The organism is Nocardioides sp. HB32, from assembly GCF_054058995.1.
Genome location: NZ_JBSSBS010000001.1, coordinates 2447916 through 2464397 on the forward strand (window position 1 = coordinate 2447916; position 16482 = coordinate 2464397).

Genomic DNA, 16482 nt, shown 5'->3' on the forward strand with positions numbered 1-16482 from the left:
CACACCCTAGGGTGGGAGGCATGTTGGTGTCGGAGAGGATCGGCCAGTTCTTCGTCGAGTCGGACTCCGGCCGCGACCGGCTCGAGTACACCGAGTACGGATCGGGCGACGCGTGGGTCGTCCTGCTGCCCGCCGAGCTGGTGCCGCGGCGGATGCAGCAGCCGCTCGCGCACGCGCTCGCCGCAGAGGGCATGCACGTCGTCACCCTGGATCCGCTCGGCCACGGTCGCTCCGACCGGCCGGCCGACCCGCACGCCTACTCGGTGACGGAGTACGCCGAACAGGTGGTCGCCCTCCTGGACCACCTCGGTGCGGCGCAGGCGGTCGTGGGCGGCACGTCCCTCGGCGCGAACGTCGCGCTCGAGACGGCCGTGATCGCCCCGGAGCGGGTGCGTGGCCTGGTGGTCGAGGCGCCGATCCTCGACAACGGCGTCGAGGCCGGGATCCTGGTGTTCGGCCCGTTGCTGCTCGCGGCCCGGTTCCTGCCGCACTCGGTGTCGCTGCTGCGCCGGCTGACCCGTCCGGTCCCGCGCGGCGTCGTCCCGTTCTGGGCCGGGGTGGCGCTGGACGCGTGCGACCAGCGGGCCGACGCGCTCGCGGCGCTGCTGCACGGGCTGTTCTTCGGTCGCGCCGCCCCGGCGTCGAAGGAGCGTCGCCGGATCTCGGTGCCGGCCCTGGTCGTCGGTCATCCGTTCGACCCGGTGCGTCCGCTGGGCGACGCGCTCACCCTCGCCGACGAGCTCCCGAAGGGCACGTTCGTGCGTGCGAGCTCGGCGCTCGAGTGGCGGTTGACGCCGGAGCGACTCGACCGCGCGGCGGTCGGCCTGGTCGCCGGCTGCTGGAAGACGCCGCGTCGCAGACGTCGTACCGGCGCCTGACCGGGCAGAATGACGAGGTGCTCTACCGTGACGAGGCGATCGTGCTCCGCACCCACAAGCTGGGTGAGGCCGATCGCATCATCACGCTCCTGACCCGCCAGCACGGCCGGGTCCGGGCGGTCGCGAAGGGGGTGCGCCGGACCACGTCCCGGTTCGGCTCGCGGCTCGAGCCGTTCACGCACGTCGACCTCCAGCTCGCGGAGGGGCGCAACCTGGACACGATCACCCAGGCCGAGACGCTGACGCCGTTCTCGAAGGGCCTCGGGCTCGACTACGACCGCTACACCGCGGGCACCGTGATGCTGGAGACGGCCGACCGGCTGGTGTCGGAGGAGCGGGAGCCGTCGGTGCAGCAGTTCCTGCTGCTCGTCGGTGGGCTGCGGGCGATGGTGGCGGGGGAGCACGCCCCGGGCCAGGTGCTCGACTCCTACCTGTTGCGCTCGCTCGCCGTGGCCGGCTGGGCCCCCTCGTTCGACCACTGCGCCCGGTGTGGCACCGAGGGCCCACACCGCTGGTTCAACCCCTCGATGGGCGGCGTCGTCTGCGCCACCTGCCGGGTGCCCGGCTCGGCGAGTCCCTCCCCGGAGACGCTCGCGCTGCTCGGCGCCCTGCTGGCCGGCGACTGGGCGGTCGTCGACGTCGCGCCGGCGCGGAACCTCAAGGAGGCGAGCGGCCTGGTCGCGGCGTTCCTCGCCTGGCACCTGGAACGGGCCCTGAAGTCCCTCGTGTACGTCGAGCGCTGAGAGGCTGCGACCGTGAGACGTGCCGTACGACGACCGACCCCGCACCCCTCGGGCGCGCGGCCGCCGGCGATCCCGAAGGACCTCGTGCCACGGCACGTCGCGATCGTGATGGACGGCAACGGGCGCTGGGCCAAGGATCGCGGGCTGCCGCGCACCAAGGGCCACGAGCAGGGCGAGCACTCGCTGTTCGACGTCGTCGAGGGCGCCATCGAGATCGGCGTCAAGGCGATCTCCGCCTACGCGTTCTCGACCGAGAACTGGTCGCGGTCGCCCGACGAGGTCAAGTTCCTGATGGGCTTCAACCGGGACGTGATCCGGCGCCGCCGCGACGAGATGCACGAGCTCGGGGTCCGGGTCCGCTGGGCCGGCCGGGCGCCGCGGCTGTGGAGATCGGTCATCCGGGAGCTCCAGGTCGCCGAGGAGCTCACCCGCGGGAACGACGTCCTCACGCTGACGATGTGCGTCAACTACGGCGGTCGCGCCGAGATCGCCGACACCGCACGGTCGATCGCGCGGGAGGTGGCCGCCGGCCGGCTCGACCCCGAGAAGGTCGACGAGAAGACCTTCGCCCGGCACCTCTACGTCCCTGAGGTCGCCGACGCCGACCTGGTCTGGCGGACGTCGGGGGAGCAGCGCCTCTCGAACTTCATGCTCTGGCAGGCGGCGTACTCCGAGCTGGTCTTCACCGACGTGCTCTGGCCGGACGTCGACCGCCGGGACCTCTGGAACGCCGTCGAGCTCTACGCCCGCCGCGACCGGCGGTACGGCGGAGCAGATGGCTGACCCGGGAGGCGGCGTGGGGCACCTCGAACGGCGGCTGCTCGGATTGCGGCAACGGCTCCTCTTCACCGACGAGCCGGACCCGGGGGTGCTGCAGGGGGTCTTCGCGCTCCTCTACGTCCTCGACCTGACGCTGCGGGCAGCCGGGAACGGGTCGCCGCTCGACGTGGGGATGTGGCCGACGGTCGGGCTGGCACTCACCGCGATCACGTCCGTGCTCGCCGTGGCGGTGCCCTGGGAGCGCCTACCGCCCTGGGCGGTCGGGCTGCTGCCGATGCTGGACCTCGCGGCGCTCGGGTTGTCCCGGATGGACGAGCAGGGCGGCGGCGCGGGCATCCTCGCGGTCGTGCCCGCGCTGTGGCTGGGCCGCCAGTTCGGTCGCCGCGGAGCGGTCGCGGCGGTCCTCGGCACCACCCTGCTGCTCGCGCTGCCGAGCCTGGTCTTCCTGGGCTTCACCGGCGTGAACCTGTCCCGGGCGGTGCTGATCCCCGTCGTGGCGGGCTGGGCGGCGTTCGCGATCGCGTCGGCCCTCGACCAGGTGCGGGCCGGCATGGACGTGATCGCGCACCAGCGCCGGATCTCGGAGGCGATCTTCGACACCGTCGACGTCGGGCTGGTGCTCCTGGACCGCACCGGCGCGTACGAGGGCATGAACAAGCGGCACGAGGACTTCATGCGGCTGGCCTATCCCGCGGGCCACGCAGGGACGGCGGGCCAGCTCGGCCTCGTGTACGGCGGCGACGGCAGCACGCTGTTCGCCCGGGACGAGATGCCGACGTACCGCGCCAGCCGGGGCGAGGAGTTCGCCGACATCCGGATCTGGGTCGGCAACGACCCGCTCACCAGGCGGGCCCTGTCGGTGTCGGCGCGCCGGGTCGAGGACGACCGCGGCGCGTTCGCCGGGGCCGCCCTGGCGTACAAGGACGTCACCGACTTCATGCGCGCGCTGCGGGTGAAGGACGAGTTCGTGGCCTCGGTGTCGCACGAGCTCCGCACCCCGCTCACCTCGATCAACGGGTACGTCAACATCCTGCTCGAGCGCGACGACCTCCCGACCGACGTTGTCGCGCAGCTCGAGGTGGTGGCCCGCAACACGGTCCGGCTCACCCGCCTGGTGTCGGACCTGCTGCACACCGCGCAGAACGACGAGGGCCCGATGCGGGTGGTGCGCGAGCACACGGACCTGGCGGCCGTCGTCCGCGGATGTGTGGAGGCCGCCGGCCCGGCCGCGCGCCGGGCCCAGGTCACCATCGCCGTCGACGCCCCGGACACGCTGACCGCGAACGTCGACGCCGAGCGGATGGCCCAGGTCGTGGACAACCTGCTCTCGAACGCCGTGAAGTACTCCCGCCGCGAGGGCCATGTCCGGGTCCGCCTCGGCACGGACGCCGGAGGTGTCGTGCTGTCGGTCGCCGACGACGGCATCGGGATCGACGCCGCCGACCGGGACCGGCTCTTCACCCGGTTCTTCCGCACCCGCGAGGCCGAGGAGCGCGCGATCCAGGGTGTCGGCCTCGGCCTGAGCATCACGAGGTCGATCGTGGAGGCTCACGGCGGTCGCGTCGAGGTGCACAGCCAGCTCGGCGTGGGCAGCGAGTTCGTGGTGCGACTCCCGCAGTAGGCCGGCTAGCCGTCGGCGTCGAGGCCGCGCTCGATCGCGTAGCGGGTGAGCTCCACCCGGTTGTGCATCTGCAGCTTGCGCAGCGTGTTCTGCACGTGGTTCTGGACGGTGCGGTGGGAGAGGACGAGCCGCTCGGCGATCTGCCGGTACGACAACCCCTTGGCGACCATCTTGAGCACCTCGGTCTCCCGGTCGGTGAGCCGCGGGTCGTCCGGGCTGTCCGAGGTGCGCTGGAACTCGCCCAGCACGAGCCCGGCCAGGCCCGGCGTGAAGACCGGGTCGCCGTCGGCGGTCCGGCGTACGGCGTCGAGCAGCTCCTCGCGGGAGGCCGACTTCACCAGGTAGCCGGTGGCGCCGGCCTTGACCGCCGCGAGCACGTCCGCCTGCTCGCCGGAGGCGGAGAGGATCAGCACCCTGACGTCCGGGTCCTGCTGGGCGATGGCGGCCGTGACCGCTACGCCGTCGGGCTCGGGGATCTGCAGGTCGAGCACGACCACGTCGGGCCGGGCGGCGGGGAACCGCGCGAGCGCCTCGCGCCCGGTGGCCGCGACGGCCACCACCTCCAGGCCGGCCGCCGCGAGGTCGCGCTCGACCGCGTCGCGCCACATCGGGTGGTCGTCGACGACCATCACGCGCACCGCGTCGCTCACGGTGCCGACCCCAGGCCGGCGCCGGGTCGCGGTACGACGAGCTCCCACTCGGTGCCGAAGTCACCGCTCACCAGGTCGGCGGTGCCGCCGAGGTCGGCGATCCGCCCCCGGATCGACTCCGCGACCCCGAGCCGGCCCTGGGCGGCCGCCTCGTCGAGCCGGCCCGCCGGGATGCCGGGGCCGTCGTCGCGTACCGAGACCTCGACGCGGTCGGGGAACGCTTGGAGCAGCACCCAGGCCGGCGCGTCCGTCCCGACGTGGGTGCGCACGTTGTCGAGGCACGCGCTCGTCGCGGCGACCAGCTCCAGCGCCGTGGCCGCGGGGAGCTCGACGGGGACGCCAGGCGTCGACACCGTGACCTGGTCGCGGCGCTCCAGCCGGGTCAGCGCGGCGCCCACGTCCACGGTGTCGCCGCCGGCGACGCTGACCTCGTCCTGCTCGCGGATCAGCGCCCGCAGCGCGTGCTCCTGCTCACCGGCCAACCGCCCGAGCTCGGCGCCGTCACCGCCCAGCTCGCGGCCGCGCCGCTGCACCAGGGCGAGCACCTGCAGCACGCCGTCGTGCACGGCCCGGGCCAGCCGGGCCCGCTCGGCGGCCACCGCGGCAGCGCGTTCCGCGACGTCACGCTCGGTCGCCATCTCCTGCAGCGACTGGCACATGAAGCCGAGAATGGCGCCACCGACCAGCAGCAGGAAGGTGTTGCCGTAGTCGGAGGCATCCACCTCCTGCCGCGCGAGGTCCGCGCCGGCGAGCAGCGCGCCCGCGGCCAGGCCACCGGCCGCGCGGTACTGGATCGCCCAGGCGGCGAGAGCCGCGATCACCCAGAAGCCCGGCACGCTGGAGGTGACCCCGTCGTCCTTGACGAGCGGGGACACGAGGAGCAGCCCCATCGCGATGCCCAGGTCCGCGGCGAGCAGCCGGAAGGTCCGCCGCCGGGGCTCGGCGTACGCCCAGGTGGCGATGCCGGTCCAGGCGGTCATCAGCACCAGGCAGGCCACGCCCGCCGCCGGCCGCTGCAGCTCCTCGGCGTGCCAGATGTTGAGCAGCACGGCGTTCCCGAGCAGGACCACGCGCAGCACCGCGACCGCCAGGAACAACCGGTCCTTGACCGCGACGGCTGCCGGCATGCTCCAGGCCCTCCACGCGTTCACACGCGGCAGTGTCGCAAACGATCTGAGTATCCGTGCGGATGCCGGGGCGTCGCGGTCCGGCCGAGGCTGGGGGCATGGAATCCCAGGCACCCACCCCGAAGAACACCGCGGCCTTCTACGCCCAGTCCGCCATCGCGTTCGGACTGGCCCTCTTCACGATGCTCGCCGCCGTCTACTACCTGCCGGCGGACCCTTGGCCCAAGGCCTTCCTGGCACTCGGCACGGTCTTCCTGACGACCTCGGCGTTCAGCCTCGCCAAGTGCGTGCGAGACGCACACGAGAGCCAGTACGTCGTCTCCCGGCTCGACCAGGCCCGCGTCGACCGGATCCTCGCGGACCACGACCCGTGGAAGCAGGTCGGCTGACCGGCTCGTCGTCGCTCAGCTGCCGACCCGGTCGCTGCGTCTCTCGATGAGGACCACGTCCCGCCACTGCCCGGCCAGCGGCCCGTACGACATCAGGGCCACCCGCTCACGGGTCCCGACCACCCGGAACCCGACCGAGTCGTGCAGGGCGAGGCTCACGGCGTTCTCCGGGAACACCCCGGACTGCAGGGTCCAGATGCCGGCGTCCTCGGTCGACTCCACGAGGGCCTCCAGCAGTCGTCGACCGACGCCGCGGCCGGCGGCCGCCGCGGCGACGTACACGGAGTGCTCGGCGACCCCGGCGTACACGCACCGGTCGGAGACCGGGGAGGCGGCCGCCCAGCCGGCCACCCGGCCACCTTCGACGGCGACCAGGCGATGGCCGGGCAGCTTGCCGGCGTCGAACTGCTCCCACGACGGCGGCTCGGCCTCGAACGTCGCGTGCCCGGTGGCGATGCCCTCGGCGTAGATGCGCTCGACCTCGGGCCAGTGCTCCCGGGTCATCGGCTCAACCGTCATGCCAGCTCAGCGACGAGCCGTTCGACGCGGCGGCGGATCTCGTCGCGGATCGGCCGCACCGCCTCGATGCCCTGCCCGGCCGGGTCGTCGAGGACCCAGTCCTCGTAACGCTTGCCGGGGTGGAAGGGGCACTCGTCCCCACAGCCCATCGTGACCACGACGTCGGCCTCGCGGACTGCGGAGTCCGAGAGCAGCTTCGGCGACTCCCCGGCGATGTCGATGCCCTCCTCCGCCATCGCCGCGACCGCGACCGGGTTCACCCGGTCGGCGGGCCGCGACCCGGCGGACAGCACCGCGACCCGGTCGCCCGCGAGGTGCCGGAGGTACCCGGCCGCCATCTGCGAGCGGCCGGCGTTGTGGACGCAGACGAACAGCACGGTCGGGACCGGCATCAGGCCTCCTGGGGAGTGGGGTGGAGCAGGACGACGAGCGCCGCGCCGACGACGCCACCGAGGAGCTGCATGAGGACGAACGCCGGGACCGAGCCCGGGTCGATCCCGGCGAAGGTGTCGGAGAACATCCGCGCGACCGTCACGGCCGGGTTCGCGAAGCTCGTCGAGCTGGTGAACCAGTACGCCGCCGCGATGTAGCCGCCGACCGCGAACGCCACCGTCTCGATGCGCGGCGAGCGCAGCGTCCCGAACACGACGAGCACGAGCCCGACCGTGGCGACGACCTCGCCGAGGAGCTGGCCGGACCCGCCCCGCTCGTGGCCGGACACCGACACGGCGTCGAGGTCGAACATCAGGTTGGCGACCACGACGCCCAGCAGGCCGCCGACGAGCTGGGCGACGACCAGGGCCGCCGCGGTCGGGGTGTCGACGCGCCCGAGGGCCCGCTCGACCAGGGTGACCAGGGGGTTGAACGACGCCGACACGGGTTGCAGCGCCAGGATCAGCGCGACCAGGACCGCGCCCGTGGCGACGCTGTTCTCGAGGAGCTGGAGCCCGGTGTCCCCGGGCGAGAGCCGCTGCGCCGCGATGCCGGAGCCGACCACGGCCGCGAGAAGGAACGCCGTACCGACCAGCTCGGCGACGGCGCGCCGGACCAGCGCCGTCACGCGGTGACGCCGCCGAGGAGCGTGGCGAGGTCGCCGAGGGCGGTGGCGTTCACGCGGTAGTAGACCCACACGCCGCGCTTGTCCCGGTCCAGGAGGCCGGCGTCGTGCAGCAGCTTGAGGTGGTGGCTGATCGTGGGCTGGGACAGCTCGAAGGCGTCGTTGAGGTCGCACACGCAGGCCTCGCCGTCCGCGTGCGAGGCGACCAGCGAGAGCAGCCGGAGCCGGACCGGGTCCGCGATCGCCTTCACCAGCGGAGCGATCCGCTCGGCGGCGTCAGCGGACAGCGGCTCGCGGGTCACGGGGGAGCAGCAGGCGACCGCCTGCACCGGCGTCAGCTCGAGCAGAGACTTCGACATGCGTCGATATTGACAGATCTCGATGTCTGGGTCCAGTATCCGTACATCGAAGTTCATCTATGTCTTAGGAGGCACCCCATGTCCCGTGTCCATCTCGCGCTCAACGTCGACGACCTCGACACCTCGATCGCGTTCTACTCCAAACTGTTCGACACCGAGCCGGCGAAGGTCCGCCCGGGCTACGCCAACTTCGCGGTCGCCGAGCCGCCGCTGAAGCTGGTGCTGATCGAGAACCCGGGCCAGGGCGGCTCGATCAACCACCTCGGCGTCGAGGTGGTCGACACCGACACCGTCGACGCCGAGCAGACCCGCCTGGCCGAGGCCGGCTTCGCCTCCGTCGACGAGCGCGGCACCACGTGCTGCTACGCGAAGCAGGACAAGTTCTGGGTCGAGGGCGCTCCGAACGGCGAGCGCTGGGAGATCTACACCGTCCTCGCGGACAGCCCGACGCCGAGCGGCGAGGCCGCGGGCGCGGTCTGCTGCGCGTAGGTCTTTTACCGTCGAGTGACGTGAAATGGCTGGGATTTCGGGCAAATGACAGCCAGTTCGCGTCACTCGACGGGAGATGGCCGGCCTAGGAGCGGCAGTTCGCGCAGGTGCCGAAGATCTCGAGGGTGTGGCTGACGTCGTCGAAGCCGTGCTCGGCCGCGATCGCGCGGGTCCACCGCTCCACGGTCGGACCCTCCACCTCCACGGTCGCGCCGCAGTCGCGGCAGACCAGGTGGTGGTGGTGGGACTCCGAGCAGCGGCGGTAGATCGCCTCGCCGTCCTCCGTGCGCAGGAGGTCGACCTCGCCGGCCTCGGCCAGCCGCTGGAGGGTCCGGTAGACCGTCGCGAGGCCGACGGGGTCGCCCCGCTCGCCGAGCAGCTCGTGGATCTCCTGCGCCGAGCGGAAGTCGTCGAAAGACGCCAGCGCGTCGACGACCGCCCGCCGCTGGCGGGTGGGCCGCATGCTCCCCGAGGGGTCAGTGCTCGTCATAGTGCCTCCCGTGCGGCGCGTGCCGGTGGCCGTCGTGGACGTAGTCGACGTGGTCGCCGTGGGGGACGGCGACGTGGCCACAGTCCTCGCCGTGGTCGTGGGGGTGCTCGTCAATGGTGTCGTGCACCATCGCCGCCACGACCGGGAACGGCTGCCGCAGCCGACGGCGGGACCGCAGCCAGATGCCGACCGGCCAGGCGACGACGAAGCCGGCCAGGGCCAGCAGCACGATCGTCGGGCCGGGCGCGACCCGCGCGTGGAACGAGGCGTACGCCGAGAGCAGCAGCCCGCCCACCGACGCCAGCGTGCCGAGCGCCATCGCCGCGCCGAGCGTCGTGCGGAACGACCGGCTGACCTGCTGGGCGGTCGCGACCGGCACCACCATCAGCGCCGAGACCAGCAGCAGGCCGACGGTCCGCATCGCGACGGTCACGCTGACGGCGGCGAGCACCGCGACCAGCAGGTTGTACGCCCGGATGTTGAGCCCCGCCACCCGCGCGAACTCCTGGTCATGCGCGACCGCGAACAGCTGCGGGGCGAACCCCACGCAGACGACCACGACGACCGCGGCGAGCCCCATCGTGACCCCGACGTCGCCCACGGAGATCGTGGTGATCGAGCCGAACAGGTACTGCTGGAGCCGCGCCCCGCTCTGGCCGGCGAGACCGGTGATCAGCACGCCGCCGGCGAGGCCGCCGTAGAACAGCAGGGCGAGCGCGACATCGCCGTTCGCGTGGCCGCGCTCGCGGATCACCTCGATCACGACCGCGCCGATCACCGCCACGCCGACGGCCGTCCAGGTCGGGGAGGCGCCGGTCAGCAGGCCGAGCGCGACGCCGGTGACCGCGACGTGGCCGATCCCGTCGCCCATCAGCGCCAGCCGGCGCTGCACGAGGTAGGTGCCGACCGCGGGGGCGGCCAGCCCGGTGAAGACCGCCGCGAGGATGGCCCGCTGCATGAACCCTAGGCCGAGCAGGTCGAGGTACTCGCTCACTCCGGACCCCCCTCGATGAGCGACGCGATGTGCGGCGCGTGGTCGTGCCGCTCGGGCTCCGGATGGTGGTGGTGGCCGGCGTCGTGCAGGTCGAGGTGCGCGGTGGCGACCTGGTCGCTGGCCAGCGGCGGGCCGTCGTACGCGACCCGGCCGTCCCTCATCACGACCGCCCGGTCGATCAGCGGCGCCATCGGGCCGAGCTCGTGGGCGACCAGCACGATCGTGGCGCCGCGCCCGGACAGCGTCGCGAGGGTGTCGGCCAGCACCTGCTGGTTCGGCAGGTCGACACCGGCGGTGGGCTCGTCGAGGAAGAACAGCTCCGGCTCACCGGCCAGCGCGCGGGCGATCAGCACCCGCTGCTGCTGGCCACCCGAGAGCGTCGAGACGCCGTCGCGGGCCCGGTGCGCGAGCCCGACCACCTCGAGCGCGTCGTCGATCGCCGCCCGGTCGGCGCGGCGGAGCGGGCGCAGCAGCTTGCGGCGGGTGAGCCGCCCGGACGCCACGACCTCCCACACCGACGCCGGTACGCCGGACGCGGCGCCGCCGCGCTGCGGGACGAACCCGACCCGCTGCCAGTCGTGGAAGTCGTCGAGGGCGGTGCCGAACAGCCGGAGCGAGCCGGTCGCGAGCGGGCGCAGCCCGGTCAGCGCACGGACCAGCGTGGACTTGCCCGAGCCGTTCGCGCCCATCAGCGCGACGAACTCGCCGGCGGCCACGGCCAGGTCGATGTGCCGCAGGATCGGGCGGCCGGCGATCGCGACGGCGCCGTCGTTCATCTCGATGACCGGGTCAGCCACAGCCGTTCGCCTCCTCGAGGGCGCGCAGGTTCGCGTGCATGAGCGAGAGGTAGTCCTCGCCGGCGGTCCGGTCGGAGAGTCCCTCGATCGGGTCCAGCACCTCGCTCCTCACGCCGGTGTCGTGGGCCAGCGCCTCCGCGACCGCCGGGCTCACCAGCGACTCCCCGAACACCGTGGTGATGCCCTGGGTGTGGATCAGGTCCTGGAGCCGGGCCAGGTCGGCCGGCGTCGGCTCGGAGTCGGGGGAGAGGCCGAGGATGGTCTGCATGTCGATCCCGTAGCGCTCGAGGTAGCCGAACGCGTCGTGGCTCACGACGACGGTGTCGCGCTGACAGTCGGCGAGGCCGGCGGCGTACTCCCGATCGAGCCGCTCCAGGTCGCTGCGCAGGGCCCCGGCGTTCGCGGCGTAGTCGTCCGCGTGGGCGGGATCGATGTCGGACAGCTGGTCGGCGACCGCGTCGCCGACCTCCGCGAGCAGCAGGGGGTCCTGCCAGAAGTGCGGGTCGTCCTCGTCGGAGTCGACGCCGTGGTCGCGGAACGGCACCAGCGAGACGACGTCGGCCGCGTCGAGCACCGCGCCCCCGGCGTTCTCGTCCACGGTGTCATCCACCGCGGGCTGGAAGCCGCGCTCGAAGACGACGAGGTCGGCCTGGGCCACCTCGGCGGTCTCGCGGACGGTGGGCTCCAGGTCGTGCGGCTCGCCGCCGGGGGCGGTGAGGTTCTCGACGGTCGCGTCGTCGCCGGCGACCCGCGCCGCGACGTACGCCAGCGGGTAGAACGCCGCCGCGACCTGCACGCCGTTGTCGAGGCCGACCGAGTCGTCGGTGAACGCCGCGCAGCCGCTGAGGGCCAGCAGCCCGGGCAGGGCCAGCGCGACGAGAGCCTTCATGAGAACGATTCTCAGTGGAGTTGAGAACGATTGTCAAGTGCGTCGGCTACGATCGCCGGGTGCAGGTGGTGAGCAGGTTCCGGGTACCGGCCGCGGAGGGCGAGACGTTCCGCAGCGACCTGGCGACGGCGCGCGAGGCGCTGGCCGCGTGCACGGGGTACGCCGGCGGCGAGATCGGCCGCAACGTCGACGACCCGGAGCTGTGGGTCCTCACCACGCGGTGGGAGAACGTCGGGAGCTACCGCCGCGCGCTCTCCTCGTACGACGTGAAGCTCCGCGCGGTGGCCGTCCTGTCGCGGGCGATCGAGGAGCCCTCGGCGTACGAGGACGCAGGCCCGGGCACCACCCTCAACACCGGCTCGCCCCGGTCGATAGGCTGAACCTTCACTCGCACCAACCGCTGACCATAGGAGCCACCGTGGCCAAGCCGCCGCCGTCCACCGTCGACAACGTCGTGTCCCTCGCCAAGCGCCGGGGCTTCGTCTACCCGTGCGGCGAGATCTACGGCGGCACCCGCTCCGCCTGGGACTACGGCCCGCTCGGCGTCGAGCTCAAGGAGAACATCAAGCGCCAGTGGTGGAAGTCCATGGTCACCATGCGCGACGACATGGTCGGCCTCGACTCGAGCATCATCCTGCCGCGCCAGGTCTGGGAGGCGAGCGGCCACGTCGACACGTTCTCGGACCCGCTGACCGAGTGCCAGTCGTGCCACAAGCGGTTCCGTGCGGACCACCTCCAGGAGGAGGTCGCGGAGAAGAAGGGCATCGCGAACCCCGACGACGTCGACCTCGCCACCGTCGCCTGCCCGAACTGCGGCACCCGCGGCGCGTGGACCGAGCCGCGCCAGTTCTCCGGGCTGCTGAAGACCTACCTCGGCGTGGTCGAGGACGAGTCCGGCCTGCACTACCTGCGCCCGGAGACCGCGCAGGGCATCTTCATCAACTTCGCGAACGTCGTGACCTCGAGCCGGCAGAAGCCGCCCTTCGGCATCGCGCAGATCGGCAAGAGCTTCCGCAACGAGATCACGCCGGGCAACTTCATCTTCCGCACCCGCGAGTTCGAGCAGATGGAGATGGAGTTCTTCGTCAAGCCCGGCGAGGACAAGGAGTGGCACCAGTACTGGATCGACGAGCGCACCCGTTGGTACACCGACCTCGGCATCGACCCGGTCAACCTGCGGCACTACGAGCACCCGCAGGACAAGCTCAGCCACTACTCGACCCGCACCGTCGACATCGAGTACCGGTTCCGCTTCGCCGGCTCGGAGTGGGGTGAGCTCGAGGGCATCGCCAACCGCACCGACTTCGACCTGTCCACGCACTCCAAGCACTCCGGCCAGGACCTGTCGTACTTCGACCAGGCCAACAACGAGCGCTACACGCCGTACGTCATCGAGCCGGCCGCGGGCCTCTCGCGCAGCCTGATGACGTTCCTGGTGGACGCCTACACCGAGGACGAGGCTCCGAACACCAAGGGCGGCGTCGACAAGCGCACGGTGCTCAAGCTCGACCCGCGTCTCGCGCCCGTGAAGGTCGCGGTGCTCCCGCTGTCCCGCAACGCCGACCTGTCGCCGAAGGCGAGGGACCTCGCGATGGCGTTGCGCGGTGCGGGCTGGAACGTCGACTTCGACGACTCGGGCGCGATCGGCCGCCGCTACCGCCGCCAGGACGAGGTCGGTACGCCGTACTGCGTGACCGTCGACTTCGAGACCCTCGACGACAACGCGGTCACCGTTCGCGAGCGCGACACCATGGCCCAGGAGCGGATCTCGCTCGACGGCGTCACGTCGTACTTCGCCGAGCGACTGGTCGGGTGCTGACCCGCACCGCCGCCCTGCTCCTGGCTGCCGCGCTCGGGCTGGCCGGGTGCTCGGGCGACAGCAGCGACGCGTCCGGTGCAGCGACGTCGGGCACGCCGAGCACGTCGAGCCCGACGGCCAGCGACTCGGCGTACCTGCCGGTCCCGGCCGGTGTCGAGCTGACGCCGCCGGGCAGCCAGCTGTCGGTGGGCGACCACGCGGTGGTCGCGTACGAGCCGCGGCAGGACCAGGTCGGCGCGCTCGACATCCAGGTCACGAAGCTCGAGAAGACGACCATGGACGCCTTCTCCGCATGGCAGCTCAGCGACGAGCAGAAGAAGTCGAATCCGTTCTACGTGCGCGCGGTGATCAAGAACGTCGGCGACACGGACCTCGGCGGGCGCCCGGTGCCGCTGTACGTGGTGAACGACGACAACGTGCTGCTGGAGTCGACGCCGTTCGCGAGCTCGTTCGAGCCGTGCCCGAGCACGCCCTTGCCGGAGAAGTTCGGGCCGGGCGACGACGCGAAGGTGTGCCTGGTCTACCTGGCGCCGAACCACGGCGACCTGGTGGCGGTCAGCTTCCGTCCCGACGAGACGTTCAACCCGATCACCTGGACCGGCGACGTGACGAAGTACGCGCCGCCGAAGCCGAAGAAGTCCGGGAATTCGAAGAAGAGCGAGAAGCACTAGACAATGGTGGGCATGCCCGCCCTGCCCACCTCGCTGGCCCTCGGGTCGCTGCGCGTCGACACGCCGGTCGTGCTCGCGCCGATGGCGGGCATCACCAACGCGGCGTACCGCCGCCTCTGCGCCGAGCAGGGCGCCGGGCTCTACGTGTGCGAGATGATCACCAGCCGCGGCCTCGTCGAGGGCGACCAGCACACCCGGGACATGCTCGTCTTCGACGAGCTCGAGAGCACCCGCTCGGTCCAGCTCTACGGGACCGATCCCGCGTACGTCGGCAAGGCTGCCGAGATCCTCTGCGCCGAGTACGGCGTCGCGCACATCGACCTGAACTTCGGCTGCCCCGTGCCCAAGGTCACCCGCAAGGGCGGCGGGGGAGCGCTGCCGTGGAAGCGCGGGCTGCTCGCCGAGATCCTCGAGCACGCCGTCGCCGCGGCCACGCCGTACGACGTGCCGGTCACGATGAAGACCCGCACGGGCATCGACGACGACCACCTGACGTACCTCGACGCCGGGCGGATCGCGCAGGAGAGCGGCGTCGCGGCGATCGCGCTGCACGGCAGGACCGTGGCGCAGGCCTACTCCGGTGCCGCCGACTGGGACGCGATCGCGGCGCTGGTCGCGCACGTCGAGATCCCGGTGCTCGGCAACGGTGACATCTGGGAGGCCGCGGACGCGATCCGCATGGTCGAGCAGACCGGTGCCGCCGGCGTCGTCGTCGGGCGCGGCTGCCTGGGCCGGCCGTGGATCTTCCGCGACCTGGCCGCGGCCTTCGCCGGCGAGCAGGTCGCCACGCTGCCGACGCTGGGCGACGTGGCCGCGATGATGCGCCGCCACGCCGAGCTGCTGTGCCGGCACATGGGGGAGGAGCGGGGCTGCAAGGAGTTCCGCAAGCACGTGTCCTGGTACCTCAAGGGCTTCGCGGCCGGCGGCGAGATGCGCCGCTCGCTCGGCCTGGTCGACAGCCTCTCCGCGCTGGACCGGCTGCTCGCCGAGCTGGACCCGGACGAGCCGTTCCCGGTCGCCGAGCTCGGCGCCCCACGCGGCCGCCAGGGGTCGCCGCGCGAGCGGGTCGTGCTGCCCGAGGGCTGGCTCGACGACGCCGACGGCAGCGGCTGCCACGTCCATGAGGACGCCTCCGAGACCAGCGGCGGGTGAGCGGGAACACGTTCCCGTTCGCCACCCGTGATGCGGACCCTCGACCCCGGCTGTGGTTGACTCGGGCGGTCGTTGCCGTTCCGTGACCTTTCTCGGGGAGTCGCTGGCGAGGACATCCCCCGACAGCAACAGCAAAGGATCAGCGCTGTGGCAGATCATCGCCACAAGCGGGACACCAATGCCCGCCGCAAGCCCCGTGCCGCCCTGGTGGCCGGCTCGCTCGCCGTCCTGGCGACCGCTTCCGCCGTCACGGTGGGCGTGCTCTCCGCCAGCCCCGAGTCCACCCTGCTCGCCCAGGACACGTCCGCCGACCTCGCCGGCGTCTCCCACGCACGGGAGACCGTCTCGCGCAGCGGCTCGCGCCTGGAGGAGGCGCAGCAGCTCCGGCTCAAGCCCAGCGTGCTGACGCAGCGTGCCGTGGCCGGAGCCGACGAGAAGCTCTGGACCACCACGCTCCTCAACCTGTGGTCCGACGCCGGCGACGACGCCACCGAGGTCGGCGAGCTCGAGGCGGGCAAGCACGTGCTCGTCACCGGCCGGAAGACCGCCGACCGGGTCGAGATCGTCTGGCAGGGCGAGTCCCGCTGGGTCACCGCCGGCTACCTCTCGGAGGACAAGCCCGCCGCCGCCACCGCCACCGCCACCGCCACCGCGGCCGGCGGCCTGTCGATGGCCCCGTGCCCGGACTCCAGTGTCGAGAACGGGCTGACCTCCAACGCCGTCTACGTCTACCGCTCGGTGTGCCACGCGTTCCCGCAGATCACGTCGTACGGCGGGTGGGACGCGCACGGTGAGCACGCCTCCGGCAAGGCGCTGGACATCATGACCAGCGACAAGGCGCTCGGCGACACGATCGCGGCGTACCTCCAGTCGCACGCCTCCGAGCTGCACCTCTACGACGTCATCTGGTGGGACCAGATCTGGACGCCGGTGCGGGCCTCCGAGGGCTGGCGTGCCTACGGCGACCACGGCTCGCCGACGGCGAACCACATGGACCACGTGCACGTCTCGACGTACTGACCCGACCGACTGGCGGAGCGTGCGCCTAGGCTCTGGTC

The 16482-nt window shown here is 72.3% G+C and carries 21 protein-coding genes; 11 read left to right on the forward strand and 10 right to left on the reverse strand.

All coding sequences use genetic code 11. The annotated features are described in order from the left end of the window. Positions 1 to 20: 20 nt before the first annotated feature. Genes ACVW2K_RS12380 through ACVW2K_RS12395 form a run of 4 tightly spaced genes read left to right on the forward strand, consistent with a single transcriptional unit; the run spans position 21 to position 4022 of the window. Positions 21 to 878: an alpha/beta fold hydrolase gene (locus ACVW2K_RS12380; protein WP_457202723.1), complete on the forward strand. Its 858-nt coding sequence runs from the start codon at positions 21 to 23 to the stop codon at positions 876 to 878. Positions 879 to 895: 17 nt separating this feature from the next. Continuing rightward, positions 896 to 1621, forward strand: coding sequence for a DNA repair protein RecO (recO, locus tag ACVW2K_RS12385; RefSeq protein ID WP_028637674.1), 726 nt, complete (start codon positions 896 to 898; stop codon positions 1619 to 1621). Positions 1622 to 1633: 12 nt separating this feature from the next. Beyond that, complete coding sequence (locus tag ACVW2K_RS12390) at positions 1634 to 2404, forward strand: isoprenyl transferase (RefSeq protein ID WP_457202724.1); 771 nt, start codon at positions 1634 to 1636, stop codon at positions 2402 to 2404. Then, positions 2397 to 4022 (forward strand): ATP-binding protein, encoded by a 1626-nt coding sequence (locus tag ACVW2K_RS12395; RefSeq protein WP_457202725.1) that lies wholly within the window; start codon positions 2397 to 2399, stop codon positions 4020 to 4022. Before ACVW2K_RS12390 ends, ACVW2K_RS12395 begins: the two co-directional genes overlap by 8 nt. 5 nt (positions 4023 to 4027) lie before the next feature. Here ACVW2K_RS12395 and ACVW2K_RS12400 read toward each other — a convergent pair whose 3' ends face one another. Beyond that, on the reverse strand, positions 4028 to 4651 hold the full coding sequence (locus ACVW2K_RS12400) for a response regulator (protein WP_036570504.1): 624 nt from the start codon (positions 4649 to 4651) through the stop codon (positions 4028 to 4030). 17 nt (positions 4652 to 4668) lie between these two features. After that, positions 4669 to 5799: a MacS family sensor histidine kinase gene (macS, locus tag ACVW2K_RS12405; RefSeq protein ID WP_457202726.1), complete on the reverse strand. Its 1131-nt coding sequence runs from the start codon at positions 5797 to 5799 to the stop codon at positions 4669 to 4671. Between the two features lie 98 nt (positions 5800 to 5897). Between macS and ACVW2K_RS12410 the strand changes: the two genes are divergently transcribed. Further along, positions 5898 to 6188: a YiaA/YiaB family inner membrane protein gene (locus ACVW2K_RS12410; RefSeq protein ID WP_457202727.1), complete on the forward strand. Its 291-nt coding sequence runs from the start codon at positions 5898 to 5900 to the stop codon at positions 6186 to 6188. Positions 6189 to 6203: 15 nt separating this feature from the next. On the opposite strand, the gene ACVW2K_RS12415 is transcribed toward ACVW2K_RS12410, so the two are convergent. From ACVW2K_RS12415 to ACVW2K_RS12430, 4 genes are read right to left on the reverse strand one after another with little or no spacing between them, the layout of a single operon-like run. Beyond that, positions 6204 to 6692 carry a GNAT family N-acetyltransferase gene (locus tag ACVW2K_RS12415; RefSeq protein ID WP_197025343.1) on the reverse strand — a complete coding sequence of 163 codons (489 nt, stop codon included), beginning with the start codon at positions 6690 to 6692 and terminating at the stop codon, positions 6204 to 6206. 11 nt (positions 6693 to 6703) lie between these two features. Further along, positions 6704 to 7099 (reverse strand): arsenate reductase ArsC, encoded by a 396-nt coding sequence (locus ACVW2K_RS12420; protein ID WP_457202728.1) that lies wholly within the window; start codon positions 7097 to 7099, stop codon positions 6704 to 6706. Continuing rightward, a complete protein-coding gene (locus tag ACVW2K_RS12425) occupies positions 7099 to 7767 on the reverse strand; it encodes an aquaporin (protein WP_457202729.1) in 669 nt (222 codons plus the stop codon). The genes ACVW2K_RS12420 and ACVW2K_RS12425 overlap by 1 nt, the downstream gene beginning before the upstream one ends. Beyond that, positions 7764 to 8123, reverse strand: coding sequence for an ArsR/SmtB family transcription factor (locus ACVW2K_RS12430; protein WP_028637681.1), 360 nt, complete (start codon positions 8121 to 8123; stop codon positions 7764 to 7766). Before ACVW2K_RS12430 ends, ACVW2K_RS12425 begins: the two co-directional genes overlap by 4 nt. Positions 8124 to 8201: 78 nt before the next feature. Between ACVW2K_RS12430 and ACVW2K_RS12435 the strand changes: the two genes are divergently transcribed. Then, a complete protein-coding gene (locus ACVW2K_RS12435) occupies positions 8202 to 8612 on the forward strand; it encodes an ArsI/CadI family heavy metal resistance metalloenzyme (RefSeq protein ID WP_457202730.1) in 411 nt (136 codons plus the stop codon). An 85-nt stretch (positions 8613 to 8697) separates the two neighbouring features. On the opposite strand, the gene ACVW2K_RS12440 is transcribed toward ACVW2K_RS12435, so the two are convergent. The 4 genes from ACVW2K_RS12440 to ACVW2K_RS12455 are packed head-to-tail and all read right to left on the reverse strand — an operon-like array spanning position 8698 to position 11782. After that, positions 8698 to 9102: a Fur family transcriptional regulator gene (locus ACVW2K_RS12440; RefSeq protein ID WP_457202731.1), complete on the reverse strand. Its 405-nt coding sequence runs from the start codon at positions 9100 to 9102 to the stop codon at positions 8698 to 8700. Next, on the reverse strand, positions 9089 to 10096 hold the full coding sequence (locus tag ACVW2K_RS12445) for a metal ABC transporter permease (RefSeq protein WP_457202732.1): 1008 nt from the start codon (positions 10094 to 10096) through the stop codon (positions 9089 to 9091). Before ACVW2K_RS12445 ends, ACVW2K_RS12440 begins: the two co-directional genes overlap by 14 nt. Then, complete coding sequence (locus ACVW2K_RS12450; RefSeq protein ID WP_231496210.1) at positions 10093 to 10893, reverse strand: metal ABC transporter ATP-binding protein; 801 nt, start codon at positions 10891 to 10893, stop codon at positions 10093 to 10095. The genes ACVW2K_RS12445 and ACVW2K_RS12450 overlap by 4 nt, the downstream gene beginning before the upstream one ends. Beyond that, positions 10886 to 11782 carry a metal ABC transporter substrate-binding protein gene (locus ACVW2K_RS12455; RefSeq protein WP_457202733.1) on the reverse strand — a complete coding sequence of 299 codons (897 nt, stop codon included), beginning with the start codon at positions 11780 to 11782 and terminating at the stop codon, positions 10886 to 10888. The genes ACVW2K_RS12450 and ACVW2K_RS12455 overlap by 8 nt, the downstream gene beginning before the upstream one ends. Positions 11783 to 11841: 59 nt before the next feature. On the opposite strand from ACVW2K_RS12455, the gene ACVW2K_RS12460 reads away from it, so the two are divergent. The 5 genes from ACVW2K_RS12460 to ACVW2K_RS12480 all read left to right on the forward strand — a co-directional run bounded on the left by ACVW2K_RS12460 (position 11842) and on the right by ACVW2K_RS12480 (position 16444). Then, a complete protein-coding gene (locus ACVW2K_RS12460; RefSeq protein WP_457202734.1) occupies positions 11842 to 12162 on the forward strand; it encodes an antibiotic biosynthesis monooxygenase family protein in 321 nt (106 codons plus the stop codon). 38 nt (positions 12163 to 12200) lie between these two features. Continuing rightward, a complete protein-coding gene (locus ACVW2K_RS12465) occupies positions 12201 to 13601 on the forward strand; it encodes a glycine--tRNA ligase (protein WP_457202735.1) in 1401 nt (466 codons plus the stop codon). Next, complete coding sequence (locus tag ACVW2K_RS12470; RefSeq protein ID WP_457202736.1) at positions 13595 to 14272, forward strand: hypothetical protein; 678 nt, start codon at positions 13595 to 13597, stop codon at positions 14270 to 14272. The genes ACVW2K_RS12465 and ACVW2K_RS12470 overlap by 7 nt, the downstream gene beginning before the upstream one ends. A 12-nt stretch (positions 14273 to 14284) precedes the next feature. Continuing rightward, positions 14285 to 15424, forward strand: coding sequence for a tRNA dihydrouridine synthase DusB (gene dusB / locus ACVW2K_RS12475; RefSeq protein ID WP_457202737.1), 1140 nt, complete (start codon positions 14285 to 14287; stop codon positions 15422 to 15424). Positions 15425 to 15571: 147 nt separating this feature from the next. Continuing rightward, entirely contained in the window at positions 15572 to 16444 is an 873-nt protein-coding gene (locus tag ACVW2K_RS12480) for a mucin-2 protein (protein ID WP_457202738.1), read from the forward strand. The last annotated feature ends 38 nt before the right edge of the window (positions 16445 to 16482 follow it).

Bases quoted from the DNA above. Each gene is read 5' to 3' on its own strand.
- ACVW2K_RS12380 (WP_457202723.1), top strand. From the start codon at position 21: ATGTTGGTGTCGGAGAGGATCGGCCAGTTCTTCGTCGAGTCGGACTCC.
- ACVW2K_RS12395 (WP_457202725.1), top strand. From the start codon at position 2,397: ATGGCTGACCCGGGAGGCGGCGTGGGGCACCTCGAACGGCGGCTGCTC.
- ACVW2K_RS12400 (WP_036570504.1), bottom strand. From the start codon at position 4,651: ATGGTCGTCGACGACCACCCGATGTGGCGCGACGCGGTCGAGCGCGAC.
- macS (WP_457202726.1), bottom strand. From the start codon at position 5,799: ATGCCGGCAGCCGTCGCGGTCAAGGACCGGTTGTTCCTGGCGGTCGCG.
- ACVW2K_RS12410 (WP_457202727.1), top strand. From the start codon at position 5,898: ATGGAATCCCAGGCACCCACCCCGAAGAACACCGCGGCCTTCTACGCC.
- ACVW2K_RS12415 (WP_197025343.1), bottom strand. From the start codon at position 6,692: ATGACCCGGGAGCACTGGCCCGAGGTCGAGCGCATCTACGCCGAGGGC.
- ACVW2K_RS12420 (WP_457202728.1), bottom strand. From the start codon at position 7,099: ATGCCGGTCCCGACCGTGCTGTTCGTCTGCGTCCACAACGCCGGCCGC.
- ACVW2K_RS12430 (WP_028637681.1), bottom strand. From the start codon at position 8,123: ATGTCGAAGTCTCTGCTCGAGCTGACGCCGGTGCAGGCGGTCGCCTGC.
- ACVW2K_RS12435 (WP_457202730.1), top strand. From the start codon at position 8,202: ATGTCCCGTGTCCATCTCGCGCTCAACGTCGACGACCTCGACACCTCG.
- ACVW2K_RS12440 (WP_457202731.1), bottom strand. From the start codon at position 9,102: ATGACGAGCACTGACCCCTCGGGGAGCATGCGGCCCACCCGCCAGCGG.
- ACVW2K_RS12455 (WP_457202733.1), bottom strand. From the start codon at position 11,782: ATGAAGGCTCTCGTCGCGCTGGCCCTGCCCGGGCTGCTGGCCCTCAGC.
- dusB (WP_457202737.1), top strand. From the start codon at position 14,285: ATGCCCGCCCTGCCCACCTCGCTGGCCCTCGGGTCGCTGCGCGTCGAC.